Origin of the sequence: Streptomyces sp. WAC06614 (assembly GCF_003949795.1) — a bacterium.
GTDB lineage: Bacteria > Actinomycetota > Actinomycetes > Streptomycetales > Streptomycetaceae > Streptomyces.
This window is the reverse complement of sequence record NZ_RPRY01000124.1, coordinates 1-20337: the sequence shown is the minus strand read 5'-3', so window position 1 is coordinate 20337 and position 20337 is coordinate 1. Positions and strand designations below refer to the sequence as shown.

20 protein-coding genes and 1 pseudogene are annotated in these 20337 nt (G+C 75.2%); 11 read left to right on the top strand and 10 right to left on the bottom strand.

The genetic code is table 11. The annotated features are described in order from the left end of the window. A partial coding sequence (locus EF918_RS18425) for a peptidoglycan-binding protein (protein ID WP_148141244.1) occupies positions 1–314 on the top strand: 314 nt, incomplete at its 5' end. Between the two features lie 13 nt (positions 315–327). On the opposite strand, the gene EF918_RS18420 is transcribed toward EF918_RS18425, so the two are convergent. Beyond that, entirely contained in the window at positions 328–1074 is a 747-nt protein-coding gene (locus EF918_RS18420; protein ID WP_125647295.1) for an SDR family NAD(P)-dependent oxidoreductase, read from the bottom strand. A 116-nt stretch (positions 1075–1190) separates the two neighbouring features. Between EF918_RS18420 and EF918_RS18415 the strand changes: the two are divergent. Further along, a pseudogene (locus tag EF918_RS18415) lies at positions 1191–1400 on the top strand (tetratricopeptide repeat protein); the annotation flags it as partial. 52 nt (positions 1401–1452) lie between these two features. On the opposite strand, the gene EF918_RS18410 reads toward EF918_RS18415, so the two are convergent. From EF918_RS18410 to mdlC, 7 genes are all read right to left on the bottom strand, one after another. Next, positions 1453–2307 (bottom strand): RimK family alpha-L-glutamate ligase, encoded by an 855-nt coding sequence (locus EF918_RS18410; RefSeq protein WP_260610337.1) that lies wholly within the window; start codon positions 2305–2307, stop codon positions 1453–1455. Between the two features lie 160 nt (positions 2308–2467). Continuing rightward, complete coding sequence (locus EF918_RS37055) at positions 2468–2686, bottom strand: hypothetical protein (RefSeq protein WP_185921805.1); 219 nt, start codon at positions 2684–2686, stop codon at positions 2468–2470. A gap of 254 nt (positions 2687–2940) precedes the next feature. Beyond that, complete coding sequence (locus EF918_RS18405) at positions 2941–4884, bottom strand: peroxidase family protein (protein ID WP_221889725.1); 1944 nt, start codon at positions 4882–4884, stop codon at positions 2941–2943. A 16-nt stretch (positions 4885–4900) separates the two neighbouring features. Further along, positions 4901–6244 carry a hypothetical protein gene (locus EF918_RS18400; protein WP_125647289.1) on the bottom strand — a complete coding sequence of 448 codons (1344 nt, stop codon included), beginning with the start codon at positions 6242–6244 and terminating at the stop codon, positions 4901–4903. A gap of 128 nt (positions 6245–6372) precedes the next feature. After that, the gene (locus tag EF918_RS18395; RefSeq protein WP_125647286.1) at positions 6373–7773 is read right to left on the bottom strand and encodes a cytochrome P450; all 1401 of its coding nucleotides are present in this window, start codon (positions 7771–7773) and stop codon (positions 6373–6375) included. A gap of 347 nt (positions 7774–8120) precedes the next feature. After that, a complete protein-coding gene (locus EF918_RS18390; RefSeq protein ID WP_125647283.1) occupies positions 8121–9539 on the bottom strand; it encodes an FAD-binding oxidoreductase in 1419 nt (472 codons plus the stop codon). A gap of 11 nt (positions 9540–9550) precedes the next feature. Then, a complete protein-coding gene (gene mdlC, locus EF918_RS18385; RefSeq protein WP_125647280.1) occupies positions 9551–11164 on the bottom strand; it encodes a benzoylformate decarboxylase in 1614 nt (537 codons plus the stop codon). A 471-nt stretch (positions 11165–11635) separates the two neighbouring features. Between mdlC and EF918_RS18380 the strand changes: the two genes are divergently transcribed. The 8 genes from EF918_RS18380 (at position 11636) to EF918_RS18355 (ending at position 18933) form a co-directional block, all read left to right on the top strand. Then, positions 11636–12310: a hypothetical protein gene (locus EF918_RS18380; protein WP_125647277.1), complete on the top strand. Its 675-nt coding sequence runs from the start codon at positions 11636–11638 to the stop codon at positions 12308–12310. Between the two features lie 174 nt (positions 12311–12484). Further along, positions 12485–13129 (top strand): RDD family protein, encoded by a 645-nt coding sequence (locus EF918_RS18375; protein ID WP_125647274.1) that lies wholly within the window; start codon positions 12485–12487, stop codon positions 13127–13129. A gap of 213 nt (positions 13130–13342) precedes the next feature. After that, positions 13343–14032 (top strand): hypothetical protein, encoded by a 690-nt coding sequence (locus EF918_RS18370; protein WP_125647271.1) that lies wholly within the window; start codon positions 13343–13345, stop codon positions 14030–14032. A 138-nt stretch (positions 14033–14170) separates the two neighbouring features. Beyond that, positions 14171–14806 (top strand): hypothetical protein, encoded by a 636-nt coding sequence (locus tag EF918_RS39300; protein ID WP_369009095.1) that lies wholly within the window; start codon positions 14171–14173, stop codon positions 14804–14806. Then, positions 14803–14970 carry a hypothetical protein gene (locus tag EF918_RS37050; RefSeq protein WP_185921804.1) on the top strand — a complete coding sequence of 56 codons (168 nt, stop codon included), beginning with the start codon at positions 14803–14805 and terminating at the stop codon, positions 14968–14970. Before EF918_RS39300 ends, EF918_RS37050 begins: the two co-directional genes overlap by 4 nt. Positions 14971–15234: 264 nt before the next feature. Continuing rightward, positions 15235–15930 (top strand): ribonuclease H, encoded by a 696-nt coding sequence (locus tag EF918_RS18365; protein WP_125647268.1) that lies wholly within the window; start codon positions 15235–15237, stop codon positions 15928–15930. A gap of 165 nt (positions 15931–16095) precedes the next feature. Then, a complete protein-coding gene (locus EF918_RS18360) occupies positions 16096–18282 on the top strand; it encodes a PP2C family protein-serine/threonine phosphatase (RefSeq protein ID WP_125647298.1) in 2187 nt (728 codons plus the stop codon). A 108-nt stretch (positions 18283–18390) separates the two neighbouring features. Then, complete coding sequence (locus EF918_RS18355) at positions 18391–18933, top strand: hypothetical protein (protein ID WP_125647264.1); 543 nt, start codon at positions 18391–18393, stop codon at positions 18931–18933. Here the strand turns inward: EF918_RS18355 and EF918_RS18350 are convergent. Beyond that, the gene (locus tag EF918_RS18350; protein ID WP_125647261.1) at positions 18840–19331 is read right to left on the bottom strand and encodes a hypothetical protein; all 492 of its coding nucleotides are present in this window, start codon (positions 19329–19331) and stop codon (positions 18840–18842) included. The genes EF918_RS18355 and EF918_RS18350 overlap by 94 nt on opposite strands. Positions 19332–19483: 152 nt before the next feature. Here EF918_RS18350 and EF918_RS18345 point away from each other — a divergent pair, with 152 nt between their 5' ends. After that, positions 19484–19903: a molybdopterin-binding protein gene (locus EF918_RS18345; protein WP_125647258.1), complete on the top strand. Its 420-nt coding sequence runs from the start codon at positions 19484–19486 to the stop codon at positions 19901–19903. A gap of 6 nt (positions 19904–19909) precedes the next feature. On the opposite strand, the gene EF918_RS18340 is transcribed toward EF918_RS18345, so the two are convergent. Continuing rightward, positions 19910–20320 carry a hypothetical protein gene (locus tag EF918_RS18340; RefSeq protein ID WP_125647254.1) on the bottom strand — a complete coding sequence of 137 codons (411 nt, stop codon included), beginning with the start codon at positions 20318–20320 and terminating at the stop codon, positions 19910–19912. Positions 20321–20337 lie beyond the last annotated feature (17 nt).

Genomic DNA, 20337 nt, shown 5'->3' with positions numbered 1-20337 from the left:
CGTCCGGGGCCGGGGCCGTGCCGGAGCCGGTGGTTCCAGGCGCCGGGGGCGCCGCCCCGGCGCCCACCGGCACGCCGGCCCCGGCCCCGCCGCCGGCGGCGGACGGCACGCTGCGCCCGGGGGACCGCGGGCCGGAGGTCCGGGCCCTGCAGCAACGGCTCTTCGGGCAGGGCTTCACCTACGTCTCCGTCACCGGCGTCTACGACGACCGGACCCGCCGCGGCGTCGCCCAGCTCCAGCGCGACCGCAGCCTGACCGGTGACCCCGAGGGCGTCTACGGCCCGGCCACCCGGCGGGCGTTCGGCCTGTCGTAGCGGGTGCGGCGGCTCAGCGGCCGCCCGCGACCCGGAGCACGGCGCCGGTGGCGTACGAGGCCTCGGGGGACAGCAGCCAGGCGATCGCCGCCGCGATCTCCTGCGGTTGCCCCGGCCGCCGCAGCGGGGTCACGGCCGCCGCCTTGGCCGGCCGGTCCGGGTCGCCCATGGCGGCGTGCATGTCGGTCTCGATGACGCCGGGCGCGACGGCGTTGACCCGGATGCCGTCCGGGCCCAGTTCCTTGGCGAGCCCGACGGTCAGGGCGTCGGTGGCCGCCTTGGTCGCGGCGTAGTGGACGTACTCGTCGGGGGAGCCGAGGGTGGCGGCGGCGGAGGACACGTTGACGATGGCGCCTCCTCCGGACCCCGCCATGTCCCGGGCGGCGCGGCGGCAGCACAGCAGGTAGCCGAGCAGGTTCACCTCCACCACCCGGCGCAGGTTCTCGGTGCGGGCCTCGGCGAGCCGGCCCAGCGGGCCGGTCACCCCGGCGTTGTTGACCAGGCCGGTCACCGGGCCGAGCGCGGCGCGGGCCGTGTCGAACAGCCGCTCCACGTCCCGTTCCTGGGAGGTGTCGCAGGGCACGGTCACGCACCGGGCCTGCGGCGCCGCGGCGCGCACCGCGTCCGCCGTGGCCTGTGCGGCGGACCGGTCGCTCAGATAGCCGAGCACGAGGTCGTGGCCGTCGGCGGCGAGCCGTACGCAGGTCGCGGCGCCGATACCGCGGCTGCCTCCGGTGACGATGGTGACGGGGCGTGACATGTCGTTCCTCCTGGACTCGCGGGACGTCCGTCGGCCCGCCTCCATGATCGCCCCTGTCGGGCGCGGTCGGCCGATCCCGTTTCCACCCGTGGGCCCTCACTCCATAGGGTGAGGGCATGTCCGACGACGACTCCCCCCTGATCCGGAGCCTGCGGGCCGCGGTCGCCGCCGCGCCCGAGGACGTGCCGCTGCGGCTGCACCTGGCCGAACTCCTGCTGGCGGCCGGGCGGAACGACGCCGCGGTGACCGAGGCCGCGGTCGCCCTCCAGCACGCACCGGGCGACGCCCAGGCCCGGGCCCTGATGGCCCGCGCCATGGACCTCCCGACCACCCCGGCCCCGGCCGCACCCGGAGCGGCCTAGCCCCGACCCGGGGCGCTCAGCCCCGGCCCAGGCCGGCCACCGCCCCGGCGAAGCGCTCCACCGCGCCCGGGCTCCGGTCGAGGAACAGATAGGGCTCGATCAGCTCCAGCTCCATCAGCACCGGCTCGCCCGCCCCGTCCAGGGCCAGGTCGACCCGCGCAAACAGCGGCGGCTCCGCCGAGGGCGTGGCCGCCAGGGCCGCCCGGGCCGTCCGCAGCTCGGCCTCGGTCGGCTCGTACGGGACCACGCTCGGGTGCGGTATGCGCGCGTTGTCGATGACGCCCGGCTCCGTCAGCAGCGGCCCCTTGCGTATCGCATGGCTGAAGACGCCCGAGAAGAACACCAGCGCCCGCTCACCCTCGGCCACCCGGTGCAGATAGGGCTGGACCAGCACGCCCCGGCCCTGCTCCAGAAGCATCCGCGCGTGGCCGAGGGCGTCGGCGGCCCGGCCGGGCTCGTAGCGCGCGGTGTCGCGGGCGGCCACCGACACCGACGGCTTGACCACCACCCCGTCGGCCCCGTCGACATCCGCCTCGGTGTACTGCCCGCCGGGCTCCAGGAAGCGTGTCGGCACCACGGGCACCCCGCGCTCGGCGAGGTCCCGCAGGTAGTGCTTGTCGCTGTTCCACCGCACCGTCGCCGCCGGGTTCCACAGCCGCGTCGCCTTGGCAGCCGTATCGGCCCAGGTGAGGAACTCCTCCAGGCGCCCCGTGTAGTCCCAGGTCGACCGGATGACGGCGAGGTCGAACCGGCCCCAGGTCCCCGGGTCCGCGTCCCACACCACCGCCTCCGCGTCCGCGCCCCTCTCCCGCAGCGCCGCCAGCAGCGTCGGGAGCTCCTCGTCCCGCTCGATGCCCATGTCGCTCGTCACGACCGCGATCCTGCTGTCCGCCCCCATGGCCCTCTCCCGTCCTCGTCCCCCACCACGGAGGGTCCTCTCCGTCGGAGGACCCCGCTCGTCCATGATCCTTGCCAGGCGGGGCGCGTTTATCCCCCGCTCGGGGGAGTCTCCTCCCCCGAGCGGGGGAAATTCACCGCGCCGGACCGGGACGCGTCCCCCCGGTACCGGCCGCACCGGGACGCGCCGCACCGGGATCCGCCACCTGCCCCGCCGCCCGGCTGAGGTCGGTGGCCGCCCGGCTGCAGCGGCCCGCCAGTTCCGTCACCCGCTCCCGGAAGGCATCCGCCTCCGGCCCCTTCCAGCCGAGGGCCTCCGCCCCGGCCAGCAGCCGCCGGGCGTGCTCCCGCAAGGCATCGGCATGCGCGTGCAGCCCGAGCGCGGGGTCACCACCGGGCCCCTGCGCGGACCGCCGGGCCCGCGGGATCACCCCGCCCGGCACGGACGGAGGCACGGACGGCGGCACGGACGCAGGACCGGACGGCGGCACGGACGCAAGACCGGACGGAGGCACGGACGGCGGCACGGACGCAGGACCGGACGGAGGCACGGACACCGGTAGGGACGGCGACGAGGCCGGACGCCCGGGAACCGGCACGGACCCGGTCACAGGCTCCTCCACGGCGCGAAGGCGTTGTCGACCCCGTCCAGCGCGGGACCCAGTTCGGGATGGTGCCGCAGCAGCACGGAGACCATGGTGTTGCGGTCGACCCACTCCAGGCCCTCCGCCGTGTAGATCTCCGGCCGGTAGTCCGTCGTGAAGAAGCGGTCGCTCTTCAGACGCCGGCTCGCCATCACGATGAAGATCCGGAACAGCGAGTCGCTGAACCCGAACCCCGCCGGCCGCGGCTCGGCCAGATTGCCGACCAGCGTGTCGACCCGCTCCAGATCGCCCTCGTACAGGTCCCGCAGCAGCGGCGTGTCGTTCGGATGACCACCCGTCAGTTCCTCGAACGACGTCACCGGCCGCTTGCGCAGCATCCGGCGGTACGCGTTGTACCGGGGGATGCCGCGCTCCCGGTCCCGCAGGACGTCGACCGTGCCCAGGTCGATCCGCTCTCCGGTCAGCCTGCTCAAGTCCCGCAGCGCATCGGGATGGTTGTGCAGCACCAGGGCGCCCGGATGGGCCGTTCCGAAGGAGAAGAACAGGTCGCTCATCCCGTACTCGTCCACCGAACGCCGGGTCGCGGCGCCCTGCATGTCGTCGAAGCCGATCGTCGTCCGCGTCCCTCCGGTCCGGTGGTCGCGCACGATCAGCTCGTCCGGGATCAACGGATGCAGCCGGTACGCCGAGACGAACTCCTCGGTCATCGAGAACGGCGCCGCGTGGTGGTCGGTCGGCGAACCCAGGATGCCGCTGAGCATCTCCCCGTCGCCGATCCGTCCGAACCGCTTCGTCACCCAACGCGGCAGCACTCCCGACCAGTTGGTGTGCATCGCCCGCCGCAGCACCGGGGTGTCCAGGATGCCCGGGGTCCACTCCACGGTGTGGATCTTCGCCATCAGCGCCGCGTTGACCAGCCGCGCGGTGTGGAAGAGCCGCTCGTCGTCCCACGTCGGGTAGTACGACCGCAGGTGGTCGCAGATCGCGTTGTGCTCCTTCGCGAACAGCGTGTGCAGCAGCGACAGCCCCGCCCAGTAGTCGCTGTTCATCCCCGTCCAGTCCAGGCAGTCCCGCCCCGGACGCGGGTCCGCCGGCAGCCGGCCCGCCTCGTCCACGGTCAGCTTCCCGTGCTCGCCGGTGCGCAGGGCGCGACAGCGTTCCTCGTCCGAGCCGTAGATCTGCGAGCCGTCCCACCAGTGCGTGACCGTGTTCTCGTACGTCGGCGGGACGCCCGGCGCCGTGTGCGCGACCGGGTCGGGCCGGGTGCGGTTGATCCGCATCGGGCACCGCCCGGACCAGTCGTCGTCCTCGGCCAGCGGCACGGAGAACGGCTCGGCCTCCTCGTTGTCCCCGTGGTTGGCCCAGCCGTGGTTCTCGAACTGGATCCATGCCGCGGCCAGCAGGTTGAGCGTGGGCGCCGGGACGAAGCCGCGCCGGGCCAGCAGGTGCCGGCTGATCTCCCGCGGGCTCGGACTCATCAGGTCCTCCTCGGAGTCCGGGAAGACCAGGTGCAGCGGCGCGTTGCGGTCCAGCCGGGTACCGACCCGGCCCATGTCCTCGTCGTACGGGTCGTAGCCCGACCCGTCGTACGAGCGGTACGGCGGCAGCTGCGCCGGCGCCCGGCGGGGCCGCTCGCCCCCGGCCCCGTAGGTGTCGTACAGGTTGTGCCGGCGCAGGTCGTCGCGGAGCGAGCGCAGGTTCAACAACGCGATCGGTCCGGGGAGTTCGTGCCACTCCCGGGTGCGGTTGAGCCGGGCGAACGCCGCCGAGCCCAGGCGCTCCAGCAGCCCGGGCGGGCCGTACCCGGAGGCCGGCGGCGCCGGGGGTGCCGGGGCCGCCGCGCGCGGGCCGCCCTGGGCGGGGACCGCGGCCCCCGCCGGGCCCGTCGGCTGCGACGCCGCCCCGGCCGGCTTCGGCGGGTCGGTCGGATTCGTCGTCTCGGTCATCGTGCGTGGTCCGTCCTCAGCGGTCGTACAGCTGGAAGAGGCGGCCGGCGGTGACCCGGCCGCGGAAGGGAGCGAGCTCCGCGTCGACGTGGGAACTGACCTCCGGCACGTCGAACTGGAGGTTGTGCGCGTACCGCTCGGCCGCGTGGCACAGCGGGAAGGCGTGGGTGTCGTCGGTCCAGGTGAACTCGGTGAACGCGTCGGGGAGGGCGTACGGCGACACCGCGGAGCGCCCCTCCAGGCTCGGCACCACGTCGTGCTCGTTGACCAGCGAGAACACCCGGGTCGTGGGATCGGCCGGGAGCTTGCCGTCGATCGGCGAACCGATCGCGACGACCAGGCAGATGCGGTACAGCGCGCAGAAGTCCCGGTCGGCGGCCAGGTTCATGGCGGTGATCCCGCCCAAGGAGTGCCCGATCAGAGCCACTTCGGCCCCCGAGGGCACGCACATCCGCAGCGCCCGGGTCACGGCCCGGGAGTACGGCGTACCGGGCCGGACCACGGCGCTGATCGCCCCGAGCAGGTCCTGCGGGGTGTCGTGGCTGACCTTGTCGGCCGCCATGCCCGCCAGCTGGACGACGTACCGTGCGGTGCCGTCGGGACCGGTGACCCGTTGGACGAGCAGCCGGCCGGCGGTGCCGATCGCGTCGATGTTGCGGACGTAGCCGGCGATCGTGCCCGAGGTGTCCAGGTGCTCCAGGTCGGCCGGATCCGGCGGCACCGGTACGGCCCGCCCCGGTCCGCGGTCGAGGAACGACAGGACCGCGATGCTGACGCCCATCACCGGTTCGGAGGTGGTGAGCGTACGGCCGGTGGCGATGTCCCAGCCGGCGGCGTCGTTGAGCGGGTTCTCGTCGGTGAGGGCGTTCCAGGCCAGGATGTCGGTGAACGACGGCGCGAGCAGGGCGAAGGCGCGCTCCGAGCCCTGGCTGCCGAGGACCGAGCGGAACGCGCGGAGCGCGTCCCCCTGCCGGTCCTCCTCGACGGCGCGCAGCACCCGGGCCGTGTCGGGATCGGCCAGCAGCTCCGGATGGGCGACGGCGGCGGCCCGGATCCGGGCCTTCAGGCCGGTCACGGCCAGGCTCACGGCGAGGCTCTCCCGGCTGGTGAGCACCCCGGCGCACCAGGCGGCCCGGGTGAACGGCCCCCGGCCGCGCCAGGCCCAGCCGAGCCCGGCCGGGTCGGTCAGGGCCCGGCGCAGGGTGCGCTTGGCGCGGCCCGGTAACCGGGAGCCGAGGCCGAGCGCACTGGCGTGCGCCGCGGCCCTGCCGACGGCTTCGGCGGCCTCGGCCAGTTCACGGCAGAGGTGGTGCAGGGCGGCCACGTCCGGTTCGGTGACGGAGGTGACGGGTGATGTCATGGGTGGGCTTCCTCCTCGACGGCAGACAACGGCGCTACGGCGACCAGGCCCGGCCACGGCGACCGGGCCCGGCCACGGCGCCACGGCGACCGGACCGGGCCGCGGCGTCGCGGTGGGCGGTACGGCGGTCAGCGGGGGGTCAGGGTCAGCTGGATCGCCGTGGCCTCCACGGCGCCCGGCAGCGGGCGGTGCGGATCCAGTGCCGGCCGGACACCACCGACCCGGTGGTCCCGCAGCACGCGCGCGCAGACGGCGGCGGTCAGCAGGAGCCCGAGCTGGTCGCCGGGGCAGCGTCCGCCGCCGTGGCTGAACGGGGCCGTCCGGGTGTCGTGGTCGGCTCCGGCGGTCAGCCAGCGGCCGGGCACGAACAGGTCGGCGGCGGGCACATGGGCGGGATCGCGCTGGAGGAACCCGGCGGGCACCAGCACGGTGGTCCCGGCGGGGTGGACGACACCGCGCCAGGTGGTCTCCGCCCGGGTGACCCGGACCAGGGCCGGGACCAGCGGCCACAGCCGCAGCGACTCCTGGACACAGGCCCGCAGTCGGGAGTCCGCGCGGGTCCCCGGCCCCGCACCGCCGCCCTCGTCCGGAGCCGCGTCCCGGCCCGCCTCCCGGCCCGCGTCCCGGACCTCGTCGCGGACGGCGTCCTGCTCCGCCGGATGCGCGGCGAGCAGCAGCAGGGTCTGCGCGACGGTCGTCCCGACACCGTCCAGGGCGAAGAACCAGTGCGGCACCTGGCCCACCGGGTCGACCTCCGGCGCCGACGGCTCGGCCAGGGCGCGGCCGAGCAGCGTGTGCGCCGGGGCGTCCGCGGCGTACTCCGCGAGCCGGGCCGCGGTGGCCGCGTAGAGCCGCTCGTTGGCCCGGTTGCGGCTCTTGCGGAGGCCCAGCCAGTTCGCCTCCTCGCGGAGCCTGCGCAGCCGTCGGTGCAATTCCTCGTCGCCCGCGGCCCGGTCGCCGAGCACGATGCGCCGGCCGATCCGTTCCACGGCCCGCTGGACGGTGGCCTGGTCCAGCCGCGGGCCGGCCGTGAGCGGGGCGCACTCCTCGTCGACGACGGCCAGGTACGGTGCGCACGACGGATGGACGGTCCGCCCCGCCGCCAGCGCCCGGTCGTTGACCGCGCGGCGGGCCTCGCGCAGCGGGCCGTGCGAGCAGATGACACCGTTCGGCTCCAGCACGCCCAGCGCCCGCACCTTGTCGTGCGCGTCCAGGGCGAGGCGTTCCACGGGCTCTGCGAAGAACTGCCGGACGTCGGCGGGGTCGAGCAGCAGGAGCACGTCGCCGGAGAGGGCGCGGACCAGGACCGGGGCGCCCCCGTACCGGGACCGCAGGGCGCGCAGCGTCGCGGCGGCCCAGTCGGTCTGCCGCAGCCGTACCGCCGCCGAGACCACGGGCGCCCGCAGCTCCCCGATGCCCTTGGCGAAGGCCGGCAGGACCTGGGTGAGGACGAACCGCGCGTTCTCGACCGGCCCGGCCCGCAGCGCCACGGCCGCCGGCCGCTCCGACGCCCCGGCAGCGGCCCCCACCGGAGCCGCTGCCGCTGCCGACACCGAGCCCGGAGCCGGAGCCGATGCCGCTGCCGACGCCGAGCCCGGAGCCGGAGCCGACGCCGAGCCCGGAGCCGGAGCCGATGCCGCTGCCGCCGCCGAAGCCGAGCCCGGAGCCGGAGCCGATGCCGCTGCCGACGCCGAGCCCGGAGCCGGAGCCGCTGCCGCTGCCGCCGCCGAAGCCGAGCCCGGAGCCGGAGCCGCTGCCGAAGCCGAGCCCGGAGCCGATGCTGCCGCCGACGCCGAGCCCGGAGCCGATGCCGATGCCGGATCGGACGCCGAGTCCGGAGCCGACGTGCCGGTCGCCGCCGGTGTCACCGGTTCCGTCATGCCTCCACCACCTTCCCGGGGTTCAGCAGGTTCTTCGGGTCGAACAGCCGCTTCAGCCCGCGCTGGAGCTCCAGGGCGACCGGGTCCAGCTCCCGGGTCAGCCAGTCCCGCTTCAGGGTGCCGATCCCGTGCTCGCCCGTCGTGGTCCCGCCCAGGGCGAGACCGGCGGCCATGATGTCGTCGTACGCGATCCGCGCCCGCCGGTGCTCGTCGGCGTCGGACGCGTCGAAGACCACGGTCGGGTGGAGGTTTCCGTCGCCCGCGTGCCCGAGCGTGAAGATCCGCAGCCGGTGCCGGGCCGCGATCTCCTCGATCGCCCCCACGAACTTGGGCAGTTCGGAGCGGGGCACCGCCACGTCCTCGATGAACGCGGTCGGGGAACCGCCCAGCGTCGCCGCGTACGCGCCCAGCGCGGGGCTGACCAGCCGGCGCGCCTCGATCACCTGGCGCGACTCCTCCGGCGTCGCCGCCGCCACGACATGGTCGGCGCCCGCCTCCCGGCACAGCCGCTCCATCTCCCGCAACTCCCGCTCCGGCGCGGCGGCGTCGCTCTCCACGATGAGCGTGGCCGCGCTGCCGGACTTGAGCAGCGGATGCCCGTAGTCCGCCACCGCGCGGGTCGTGGCCCGGTCCAGCAGTTCGAGCGCGGACGGCAGGTGCCCGGCGGCGGTGACGGCGGCCACCGCGTCCCCCGCGGCGGTCAGGCTCGGGAACTGCGCGAGCAGCGACAGGGCCGGCGGACGGGCCGGCCGCAGCGCCAGGGTGGCGCCGACGACGACCGCGAGGGTGCCCTCGGAGCCGACCACCAGCCGGGTCAGGTCGTATCCCGCGACCCCCTTGGCGGTGTCCCGGCCGGTGCGGGTCCGGCGGCCGTCGGGCAGGACGAGGTCCAGGCCGAGCACGTAGTCGGCCGTCACGCCGTACTTCACGCAGCAGATGCCGCCGGCCCCGGTGGCGATGTTCCCGCCGATGGTGCACCGCTCCCAGGAGGCCGGGTCCGGCGGGTACGTCAGCCCGTACGCGGCGACCGCGGCGTCGAGGTCCTTGGTGATCACGCCGGGCTCGCAGCGCACCAGCCGGTTGGCCGGGTCCACGGACAGCACCCGGTCCATCCGAACGGTGGACAGCACCAGGCACCCGTCGACGGCGTTCGCGGCGCCCGCCAGCCCGGTACGGGCCCCCTGCGGGACGACCGGGACCTCGCACGCGTAGGCGGCGCGCAGGATCTGCTGGACCTCCTCGGCGGTGCGGGGAAGGGCTACGGCGGCGGGCATGCCGGGCTCGGAGAAGGGCGCCGCGTCATGCGCGTGCGCGGTGCGGGCGGCGGAGTCGGTGAGCAGGGCGTCGGCGGGCAGCGTCGTGCGCAGCCGGCCGAGGAACGCGTCGAGCGCCGCGCCGGACGGGGGGTTGGACATGCCGGTGGCCTTCACAGGGAGGGGAGTTCGGTCGTGACGGGTACGTCGATGAGCACCGGCCCGTCCTGCTGCGCCGCGGAGTCCCGGACGAGCTTGGTCAGTTCGCCGGCGCCGTGGGCGGTGTGGGTGCGCACGCCGTAGCCGGCGGCAACGGAGGTGATGTCCAGCCCGGGGATCTCCAGGCCGGGCGCCCCCTGGGCGTGTTCGACCTGGGCGAACCACTGGAGGATCGCGTAGCGGGCGTTGCTGAGGACGACGAAGGTGACCGGAACCCGGTGGGCGGCGGCGGTCCACAGCGCCTGCACGGCGTAGTGGATCGAGCCGTCCCCGATCACACAGACCACCGGCCTGTCGGACGCGCCCAGTTGGGCCCCGACGGCGGCGGCCGCCCCGTAGCCGAGGCCGCCGCCCGCCGAGAACAGGTAGGAGCGCGGCGTGCTGATCCGGGTGGCCTCGTGGAACTGCGGCACGTTGGAGGGGGACTCGTTGATCCACAAGGTGTCGTCGGGGGCGCCCTCGGCGACCGCCCGCAGCGCGGCGAGGGGGCTGAGCACACCGTCGGCGGGTTCGGCGAACCGGCCCTCGCGACGCGGCGCCCCGCCCGCGGCGGGGCGCTCGGCCGGGCCGATGCGCTCGGCCAGGGCCCGTACGGTCAGCGCCAGGTCCGCCACGACCGCGTCCCCGACCGGGGCCTTGGCGGCCTCCTCGGCGTCCCGGGTCAGCAGCACCAGCTCGGTGCCCTCGGGCAGGTAGGGGCCGGGCACGTACGGGTAGTAGCGGAACACCTGCGCCCCGATGACCACGACCAGGTCGTGGCCCTCCAGGCAGTGGCTCAACGGGCCGATGGCGGGCGGCAGGTCACCGCGGAACTGCGGGTGGGTGCGCGGGAAGGACACCCGGGCGGAGGCGGGGGCGGCCCAGACCGGCAGTCCGGTCCGCTCGGCCAGCGTCCGTACCTCGTCGAAGGCCCCGGCCGCGTCGACGTCGTCGCCGACGACCAGGACGGGGGAAGCGGCCCGGGCGATGCGCGCGGCGAGCGCATCCAGCGTGGTCGTGTCGGGCGCCGCCGCGTGCACCACACGACGGGCGGCGACCGCCCGGGCGGCCGCGTCGTCCTGCGCGTCGAGCGGCGCGTCGAAGTCGTCCATGGGCAGCGAGAGGAACACCGGCCCGTGCGGCGGGGTTTCGGCGATCTGCACGGCCCGGGCCAGAGCGGGGGCGACATCGGCCGGGCGCGGCGGCTCGTAGGCCCATTTGACGGCCGGCTGCGGCAGCAGGGTCGCCTGCGGATTGGCGAGCAGGGCCTCCATGGTGAGCATGGCCCGCACCTGCTGCCCGGCCGTGACGACCATGGGGGTGCGGTTGGCCCGGGCGTTGAGGATCGCGCCCATGGCGTTGCCCGTGCCCGGTCCCGTGTGCAGGTTGACCAGGGCGGTGGTGCCCGAGGCCTGCGCGAACCCGTCGGCCATGCCGACGACCACGGCCTCGTGGAGGCCGAGGACGTAGCGGAAGTCCTCGGGGAACCGCTTGAGCATCGGCAGTTCGGTGGAGCCGGGATTGCCGAAGACCGTGGTCGTACCACGGGCCCGTAAAACGTCGAGAACGGCTTCTCGGACCGTGCGCATGAGGATCCTTCCGCGCTGCTGATGACAACGTGCGGTGATCAATTGAGCACACTGTGTCGATCTTGCACAAAGGGGTCCGGCGGGCCGATCCGCGCCGGCCGGGCGGCCGTTCGCCCCGGTCGACCTGCGGCGCTACGCCGCCGCGCGGGCCGGGCACGGGCCCGCGGGCCACCGGGGGATTCGCCCGCAGGGGTGAGCGGCGCTCCCCGCGCGAGGCTCCCACGGTCCCCGCCACCGGACGGGCCTGCGACGCAACCGGCCGCCGGGGAAGGGAACCCGCGGTGCCCCCCGCCCCTCTTCCACGGCAAGGGGGGATGGACGATGACGGAGACGACCGGGGTGACCGAGGCCGGCCGGGTGCCGACCGGACGGATACGGGCCGAAGGAATACGACCCGAACGACCCGGACGCGTACGGGCGGGACGCATACGGCCCGGACGCATGCGGGCCGCACGCATACGGGCCGCACGCATGCGGCCCGGCCGACCGTCGGCCGGCCGGACGCTGGTGGCCCTGGCCGCCGCCGTGCTCTGCTTCGGGGCGTCGGCGGCGTGCGGGACGCACCGCACGGACCAGGGCGCGCCGCCCGCGCCGAGCGTCCCGGCCTCGCCCACGTGCCGGCCCGAGCTCCCGACAAGCGAGGAGACCGGGCCGGGCACGCCGCAGATCCCGACCGAGGAGGACACGGGAACGGGGGGCCCGCAGATCCCGACCGAGGAGGACACGGGCAGCGGCGCCCCGCAGATCCCCACCGAGGAGGACACCGGCCTTCCGCACCTCCCCACCGACGGCGGCGCCGCCACCGGGCTCCCGGACGGACCCACCGACGGCGGTCCTCCGGCCTGCGCGGTCGTGGCCGGCTGGTACGACATGACCCGGGACTTCAACGGCTGGTACGCCGGGCACCGGACGGAGGAGGACCGCTTCGTCGCCCCCGGCGGGGTGCGCGAGGTCCGGGTCCGCGGGACCGGGCAGGGGGCCGAGGCCTGGGTGGTCGTCGTCACCGACGCCCCCGGCAAGAGCCAGGGGGACGACGCCGAGCGGATCGCCGAACTCTTCGGCCAGTGGCGGCGCGAGGTGTACGGGGACCACGGGACGGTCGGCGCCCGCACCGAGAGCGGGGTGTCCCGGTTCGCCCCCTGGTGAGGTCCTGCCGCGCCGTGATACCCGCTGCCGGGTTGGACAAACACCTGATCGTACGACCACGATGGTCCGCGCATGACCGCGACGACGGGGGAGGTGTGCTGCCGCTCAGCACGCGAGGCGTCCTCCCTGCTGTCTGTCTCGTCCCCAGATCCAGAGCATGGAGAAGATTTCGCGATGAGCTTCGGCGATCCGAACAACCCCTACGGCCAGGGCCAGCCCCCGCAGGGTCAGCCCGGTTACGGCTACCCCCAGCAGCCCCCGCAGGCGCAGCCCGGCTACGGCTACCCGCAGCAGGCCCCCCAGGGCGTGCCCCCGCAGGGCGGTTACCAGCAGCCGGGTTACCCGCAGCAGCCGTACGGGGCCTACCCGCCTCCCGGCATGCCGGGAATGCCGGGCATGGGGATGCCGCCGCTGGCCCACTGGGGCCTGCGGGTCGGTTCCTTGCTGCTGGACGTCCTGATCATCGCGGGCCCGTTCTACGCGGTGGGGCTGATCGGCGGCGCCACCGCCTCCGACGGCGGCGCGCTGGGCATCATCGGCCTCGTGGCCATGCTCTACGCGCTCGGCATGGGCATCTACACGCTCTACCTGGAGGGCACGACCGGTCAGTCCTTCGGCAAGCGCATCGTGGGCATCAGCGTGCTGCGCGAGCAGGACGGCCGCCCGCTGGGCTTCGGCATGGCCTTCGTCCGCCGGCTGGCGCACGTCCTGGACGGCCTGCCCTGCTACATCGGCTACCTGTGGCCGCTGTGGGACGAGAAGAAGCAGACGTTCGCCGACAAGGTGTGCAACACCCTCGTGGTGAAGACCAAGCCCTGAGTGGCCCGGTCACGTCGAGGAAGAGGGGCAGAAGGCCGTCGGGCCTTCTGTCCCTCCGGCGTTGTGGGGTCTCTGACCTGCGGCGGAACTCGTCTCGGGCATGTTCTGGCCATGTCATGAAACGGTCACGAGCCTTCCGGAATCTCAGCCTCCTCTCATAAGAATGAGATCAACGGATCGCACCAGGCGATCCCACGTCACGGGGGAGATCCAGTGAGCAAGTTCGGCGCGCGGAAGACCGCACAGGGTGCCATCGCCATCGCGACGACGGTCGTCGGGGTCCTGACCCTGACCGCCTGTCAGAACGGTGAGGACGGCGGCGGCGCGGCGACGGCGAGCCCCTCGGCCGCCTCGTCCGCCCCGTCGGCCCCGTCCGACGGGTACAGCACCCCGCCGACCCAGTCCTCGCAGCCCACCGCGAGTGCCGCCCCCGGCGGGGCCGGCGGTGCGGCGAAGGCGGGACAGACCTTCAAGATCGGCGAGGCCACCACGCTCCCGTTCAGCTACGGCAGCACCAAGGGCGGCACCATCGAACTCGCCGTCACCGGCATCGAGCAGGGCAAGGCCGAGGACCTCGCGCCGCTCAAGCTCGGTGACAAGGTCAACGGGATGGTCCCGTACTACATCCGGTACTCGGTGAAGAACGTCGGCACCGTCGACCTGTCCTACGCCACCGTGGGCCACATCAAGGGCCACCTCGGTGACGGCTCCGAGGCCCAGGAGGTCTCGGTCATCGGCAAGTTCGAGAAGTGCCAGAAGGACTCGCTGCCCAAGGGCTTCGGCAACGGCCAGTCCACCACGGGCTGTGTGATCGCCATGGCTCCGTCGGCCGCGACGAAGGTCGCCTCGGCCGAGTACTGGGGCGACCCGTACACCCTCGGCAAGGGCCTGATGTGGAAGTAGGGGACGCAGCGCGAGGAGCGGTCGCCGCACCCCCGGTGCACCGCTGAGCCGGCTGAGAAGGACCCCCGCGGCCGCACCCCTGCCGCGGGGGTCCCGTGCGCCGTTCACCACCGGCGCTTCCCGCCCCGCCGTGCGCTCCTGCCATCGGGCGCGGGGGCGGGACGGTGGCACGCGACAGCGGACCGCGGGGCGCACAGCAGGCCGACGGCGCCCTGCACCACCTGGCAGCAGCGCGAGGGCCGTCTCCTGACCGTCGAGGGGTACCGGCGCACAGGCCGCATCCGCCACGCCGTCGCCACCACCGCCGAGCAGGTCCACGACGGACTCGACAGCGCCGCCCGGGCCGCCGCACCCTGGGTCTTCGTCCAACTCGTCCACGTCGACGACCGGATCGGCGACCCGTTCGACGACCGGATCGGCGACCCGGCCGCCGACGGGCCCGGCGGCGGCACCGCCGACCGGCTCCGCGACCGCATCGGCGACCGCGCCCGCCACCTCGTCCGCCGGCCAATAGAGGCCGGCGCCGACCAGTGGGCGGCCGGCGGAGGCGAGCCCGACCTCCTCTACGGGGCCCACCCGGCTGGTGGCCGCCCAGGAAGCCGCCACCGACCAGCGCGACCGGGCCCTCCTGCGCCAGATCGCGGCCACCGCCGACCGGGTCCGCCCCGCCGAAGGCGCGTTCGCGGTCCAGCTCGACCCGAGGGCTGGCCGGACGGCCGCCGGCCGGCGACCGGCGGCTCCCACGGCGGCCGCAGCTACGGGTGTGGGACGTGACCGACAGGACCGCCCCCGTACCCCTGGGCGGCCCGCTCCAGGGCGGCGGGGCGGTGCCCGCGCCGGCGTTCGGCCCGGCCGGCCGCCCGCTCGTCAGCGGCGGCTCCGGCACCACCGTCCGGCTGTGGGACGTGGCGACCGGTGCGCAGATCGGCGCCCCCTGACCGGCCACACGCTGCCGCCGGCCACGGTCGCGTTGCCCCGGACGGTCACACCCTGGTCACCGGGAGCTTCGACGACACCGTCCGGACCGGGGAGACCGACCCCGCCCGCCTGGTCCCGCTGCTGTGCGCCCGGACGCCCGGACCGCACGACCCCGACCTGTGGCAGCGCCACCTCCCGGCCGCGCCCTGCGCCCCCGCTGCCGCACCGGCCGAGGGGGACCGGCGGATGCGGGGCCGGGCGCGCCGGTGAGGCATGATCGGGGGATGTCTGAACGCATCATCGCCGCCTGTGACGGGGCGGCCAAGGGAAACCCCGGGCCGGCCGGGTGGGCGTGGGTCATCGCCGACGCCGAGGGGCGCCCGCAGCGCTGGGAGGCCGGTCCGCTGGGCCGGGCCACCAACAACGTCGGCGAGCTCACCGCCCTGCAGCGGCTGCTGGAGGCCGTACCAGCGGGGACGGCCGTCCAGGTGCGGATGGACTCCCAGTACGCCATGAAGGCCGTCACCCAGTGGCTGCCGAACTGGAAGCGCAACGGATGGAAGACCGCCGGCGGCAAGCCGGTCGCCAACCGCGAGCTGGTCGAGAGCATCGACGGCCTGCTCGCCGAACGGGACGTGGAGTTCCGCTACGTCCCGGCGCACCGCGAGGACGGCGACCACCTCAACGCCATCGCCGACCAGGCCGCCAGCGACGCCGCCCGCACCCAGCAGCCCGCGGGCACCGCGCACGGCCACGAGGCCGTCCCCGTCCCGGACCCGGCGGCCGCCCGCCCGGCCCCGGCCCGCGCCAAGGCCCCGGCGAAGCGGACGGCACCGGCCCGGGCCGGCGGCGTCACCATCAAGGCCAAGTTCCCCGGCCGCTGCCCGTGCGGGAACCCGTACGCGGCCGGCGAGAAGATCACCAAGCTCGGCACCCGCTGGGGCCACCCGGGCTGCTCCGCGGCCCCGGCCGCGGACTGACCGTCCCGGGCGGGGCGGCGCGGCCTCACGCGCGAGCGGCCGGGTCTGGGGGACGATGGACGGGTGCGGGACGAGATCGCCGCCACCGCGGACGACGGATCCGGCCGGCGCGCGCTGGAGAAGGCCCTCGACGCGGTGGTCAGGGCCGCGGGCGCGTCCGTCGGCATGCTCTACCTGCCCGCACCCGACCGGCGCGTGCTGTACCAGGTGCTGCTGAGCGGGGTCTCCCGGCAGTTCGCCGCGCCCTGGGCCCGGGTGGGCCTGGACGACCCGATCCCGGTCGCCGACGCCGTACGGGAGTCACGGCTGGTCTGGCTGGGCAGCCAGCAGGAGATGGCGCAGCGCTACCCGCGGCTCGGCCTGGTGCTGCCCTACGACTTCCCGCTCGCCGCGGCCCCGCTGCCGGGCCGCGCCGCCGACGGGACCGGGCCCGCCCTCGGCGGGCTGGTGCTGCTGTGGCCCGGCTCGCACCCGCCGCAGCTGCGGCCGGGGGAACGCGAGGCCATGGAGAGCGGCTGCGTCCGGCTCGCCGAGGTGGTGCGCCGGGCGGCGGACGCGGGCGGGCACCTGGAACCGGGCGAGCGCCCCGTCGTGCTCAAGCCCCCGCAGCCGCCCACGCCCGGGCCGGTCGAGGCCGCCGTCGCCCTGGCCTTCGTACGCCGCCTGCCCGGCGGCAGCTGCGCCCTGGGCCTGAACGGCAAGGTCGCCTTCATCACCGAGGAGGCCGCCGAGCTCCTCGGCGCCCCCGTCTCCCATCTGCTCGGGGCCCTGCCGTGGGAGGCCCTGCCGTGGATGGACACCCCGGAGATCGAGGACCACTACCGGGCCGCCGTCATCAGCCGGCTGCCGCGCACGTTCACCGCCCTGCGGCCGCCCGACCGGCTGCTGCGCTTCGAGCTGTACCCGGACGCCTCCGGGATCAGCGTGCGCATCACGGCGGCCGAGGAGGACGCGGCGGGCACGCCGGGTGCGGCGGGTGCGTCCGGGGTGGCAGGTGCGTCCGGGGCGGGCCCGGAAGGGGTGCCCGGGGCCCCCGGCGCGGCCCCCGGCCCGGCCGACGCCGCCCCGGCCGCAGCCGTGGGCCCCGGCGGTGTCGAACCGGCAGGGGTACGGGCCCCGCTGCCCAGCCGGGCCACCGCGCTCTACCAGCTGATGCACCTGGCGGCCTCCCTCACCGAGGCCGCCCACGCCCACGACGTGGTGGAACAGGCCGCGGACCAGATCGTGCCCGCCCTCGGCCCCTCCGCCATGGCCCTCCTCGTGGCCGAGGAACGCCGGCTGCACATCGTCGGCTTCCGCGGCTACACCGCCGACCTGATGGCCCGTTTCGACGCCGAACCGGTCACCGCCGACACCCCCGCCACCCGGGTCCTGCGCTCCGGCACCCCGGAGTTCTTCGCCGACGCCACCGAGTTCCTGGCCGCCTACCCCTGGGCGGTGATCCAGGACGACATGGCGGCCTGGGCCTTCCTCCCGCTGATCGCCTCCGGCACGCCCATCGGCTCGCTCGTCCTCGCGTACGCCCGTCCGCACCCCTTCCCGCCCGGCGAGCGCGCGATCCTGCTGTCCATCGCGGGGCTGATCGCCCAGGCCCTGGACCGGGCCCGGCTGTTCGACTCCAAGCACCAGCTCGCGCACAGCCTCCAGACCGGCCTGCTGCCCCGCACCCTGCCCCGGATGCCCCGGCTGGAGGTGGCCGCCCGCTACCTGGCCGCCGCCCACGGCATGGACATCGGCGGGGACTTCTACGACCTCATCCGCATCGACGACAGCCGGCTCGGCGCCGCCATCGGCGACGTCCAGGGGCACAACGTCAAGGCCGCCGCCCTCATGGGCCAGGTCCGTACGGCCGTCCACGCCTCGGCCGGCGCCCCGCCGGGCGAGGTGCTCGCCCGCACCAACCGCCTGCTGACCGACCTCGACCCGGGCCTGTTCACCAGCTGCCTCTACGCCCACATCGACCTCGACCGGCACACCGCGTACGTGGCCACCGCGGGCCACCCGCCACCGCTGCTGCTGCGCCCGGACGGCTCGGCCGACGTGGTCCACCTCCCGCCGGGCCTGCTCCTGGGCATCGACCCGGAGGCCACCTACACCGCCACCGAGTTCCCGTTCCCCCCCGGCAGCCTCCTCGCGCTGTACACCGACGGCCTGGTCGAGACCCCGGGCGGCGACCTGGGCGAGGCCATCCGGGCCACGGCGGCGCACCTGGGCGAGGCGGCCGCCGCCGCCACCTCCGTGGAGGACCTGGCGGACGCCCTGGTCCACCGGTCCCAGGGCACGGCCGCCCGCACCGACGACATCGCCCTGCTCCTGCTGCGCTCGACCGGACCGGCCACGGCAGCGCCGTGAACCGTCCCGGGCGTCGGCGCCGCCCGGGCCCGGCTTACCGCGGCCCTACGGCCCCGACCGGCAGGATGCTCCAGGGAGTTCACGGACCAGGAAGCAGGGGGTGGCAGGGTGGTGCGGCCCAGGGCCCGGATCCGGCTCACGCTGCTGTACGCCGGGGCGTTCGCGGTGACGGGGACCTTGCTGACCGTCGTCCTGTGCCTGCTGACGGCACAGGCGGTACGGGACGGCGGCAGGCCACCGGTCGACGTCGTCGGGGCCGAGCGGGTCGAGCTGAGCAGCGCAAGCTGTCCCGGCGTCGGGCCCGAGGTCCGGACGGACCCGGCCGGCGACCTGCGGCGGACCGTGGAGGCGTGCGCGGACGGCCGGCAGCGCAGCGTCCTGACCGGCCTGCTGGTCCGGACCCTGCCGGTCGTGGGCGTCCTCGCCCTCGTCCTCGGCCATCTGATGGCCGGTCGGGTCCTGGCACCGCTCGGCCGCGTCACCCGCGCCGCCCGCCGCGCGGCCGAAGCGACCGCGGGCCCACGGCGGTCGGCCCAGCGGTCGCCCGGCGGTCGCCCTCAGCAGGTCCGCGGTGTGCCGTCCGCCGATCCCTCCACGGCGATCCGGTACAGGGCGCCCGACGAGGTGCCCGGTGGCGGGGTGTACCGGTAGATCTCCGTCAGTTCCTGCTGCGTGGGGAAGTCCAGCAGGAAGGTGAGGCCGGAGCGCGTCATGCACAGCCGGGGCGGGGCCATGTCCTCGCGCCAGCCCGCCTGCGCCGCCGTGGTGCGGTAGTAGCGCAGGACCTCGCCCGGGTCGCCCGGGTAGGCGTAGAAGCGGCCCGCGGACACCCAGGAGTCGCCGCTGTCGTCCTCACAACCGGAGTCCACCTCGGCGAGGCCGGGCGGGGCCACGGCACCCTCCGGGTGCAGGGCGAGGAGGTCGGTGGCCGCGACCGCGGCCACGCGCTGCTCGGTGCCCTCGCAGTCGGCGAAGGAGAGCGGCAGGGAACAGCCGGTCAGACAGCTGCCGAGCAGGCCGGCCACCACGAGGATTCGTGCCGTGTGCATGACGGGATTATGGGGTACGGCCCGCGACGCCCCACAGCCGGAAGGGTGTTCCTGCGATCGGCCGCGCCGAGCCGGGGCCTCGCCGCGGGGTGCGGCGGCCTACGGTCGACCCGTACGCACGCCCGCGCGCCCCGGCAAGAGGTGGACCGACCGTGACCCTGAGCATCCGCAACCAGTTCGACGGCAGCGTCCTGGCCCTGTCCGTCGGCGAGGCCATGACGACGGTCACGGTCCGGCTGGACAGCGGCCAGGACATCGTCGCCGCCGTCACCAGCGAAGCCGTCGAGGACCTCGGCCTGTTCGCCGGGTCCTCGGTGCGGGCGCTGGTCAAGGCCACCGAAGTGGCCCTGGCCACGGGGCCCGTCGAGGGGATCTCGATCCGCAATCAGATCGCGGGGACCGTCACGGCCACGACCGTCGGGGGCGCCATGGCCGCCGTCACGATGGACGTCGAGGGCGGCACGCTGACCGCCGTCGTCACCAAGGAGGCCGCCGAGGCGCTGGGCCTGACCGTCGGGTCCCCGGCCGTCGCGCTCATCAAGTCGACCGGGATCTCCCTCGCTACGAGCTGAGCGCGATCACTTCTTGACCGGGTCCAGGCACAGGACGAACTTCTCGGACTCCCACTGCTGCGCCAGGGCGGCCTCGCCCACGGTGCAGGCCTCGGTGTCGAAGGAGTTCTCGACGACCTTCAGGACCTTGTAGTTGGCGTCCTTGTCGTCACACTTCTTCGTCTCGACCTTGGGGTCGTTGTCCTTGCCGGTCACCTGCACGCAGTCGCCGACCTCGGCGCGCACCGGGGCGTTGACGAAGTACGAGATGCCGAACTTCACCAGGGCGGCGGCCAGGACGAACGCCACGATCTTGCCGATCCTGCCGGCCTTTCCGCCCTTGGGCCTGGCGGGCGCGGGCGCGGCGGCGGCCTCAGGAGCGGGCGTCCGAGGGGCGGCGTCGCCGGTGCCGTCCTGGGGCTGGGGCGGGGTCGACATGAGGGGTCCTCCTGGGG

What these genes read in the sequence shown, in the direction of transcription:
- EF918_RS18420 (WP_125647295.1), bottom strand. Translation starts at nt 1,074, where the DNA reads ATGTCACGCCCCGTCACCATCGTCACCGGAGGCAGCCGCGGTATCGGC.
- EF918_RS18405 (WP_221889725.1), bottom strand. Translation starts at nt 4,884, where the DNA reads ATGACCGAGACGACGAATCCGACCGACCCGCCGAAGCCGGCCGGGGCG.
- EF918_RS18400 (WP_125647289.1), bottom strand. Translation starts at nt 6,244, where the DNA reads ATGACATCACCCGTCACCTCCGTCACCGAACCGGACGTGGCCGCCCTG.
- EF918_RS18390 (WP_125647283.1), bottom strand. Translation starts at nt 9,539, where the DNA reads ATGTCCAACCCCCCGTCCGGCGCGGCGCTCGACGCGTTCCTCGGCCGG.
- mdlC (WP_125647280.1), bottom strand. Translation starts at nt 11,164, where the DNA reads ATGCGCACGGTCCGAGAAGCCGTTCTCGACGTTTTACGGGCCCGTGGT.
- EF918_RS18380 (WP_125647277.1), top strand. Translation starts at nt 11,636, where the DNA reads ATGCGGCCCGGCCGACCGTCGGCCGGCCGGACGCTGGTGGCCCTGGCC.
- EF918_RS18375 (WP_125647274.1), top strand. Translation starts at nt 12,485, where the DNA reads ATGAGCTTCGGCGATCCGAACAACCCCTACGGCCAGGGCCAGCCCCCG.
- EF918_RS18365 (WP_125647268.1), top strand. Translation starts at nt 15,235, where the DNA reads ATGTCTGAACGCATCATCGCCGCCTGTGACGGGGCGGCCAAGGGAAAC.
- EF918_RS18360 (WP_125647298.1), top strand. Translation starts at nt 16,096, where the DNA reads ATGCTCTACCTGCCCGCACCCGACCGGCGCGTGCTGTACCAGGTGCTG.
- EF918_RS18350 (WP_125647261.1), bottom strand. Translation starts at nt 19,331, where the DNA reads ATGCACACGGCACGAATCCTCGTGGTGGCCGGCCTGCTCGGCAGCTGT.
- EF918_RS18340 (WP_125647254.1), bottom strand. Translation starts at nt 20,320, where the DNA reads ATGTCGACCCCGCCCCAGCCCCAGGACGGCACCGGCGACGCCGCCCCT.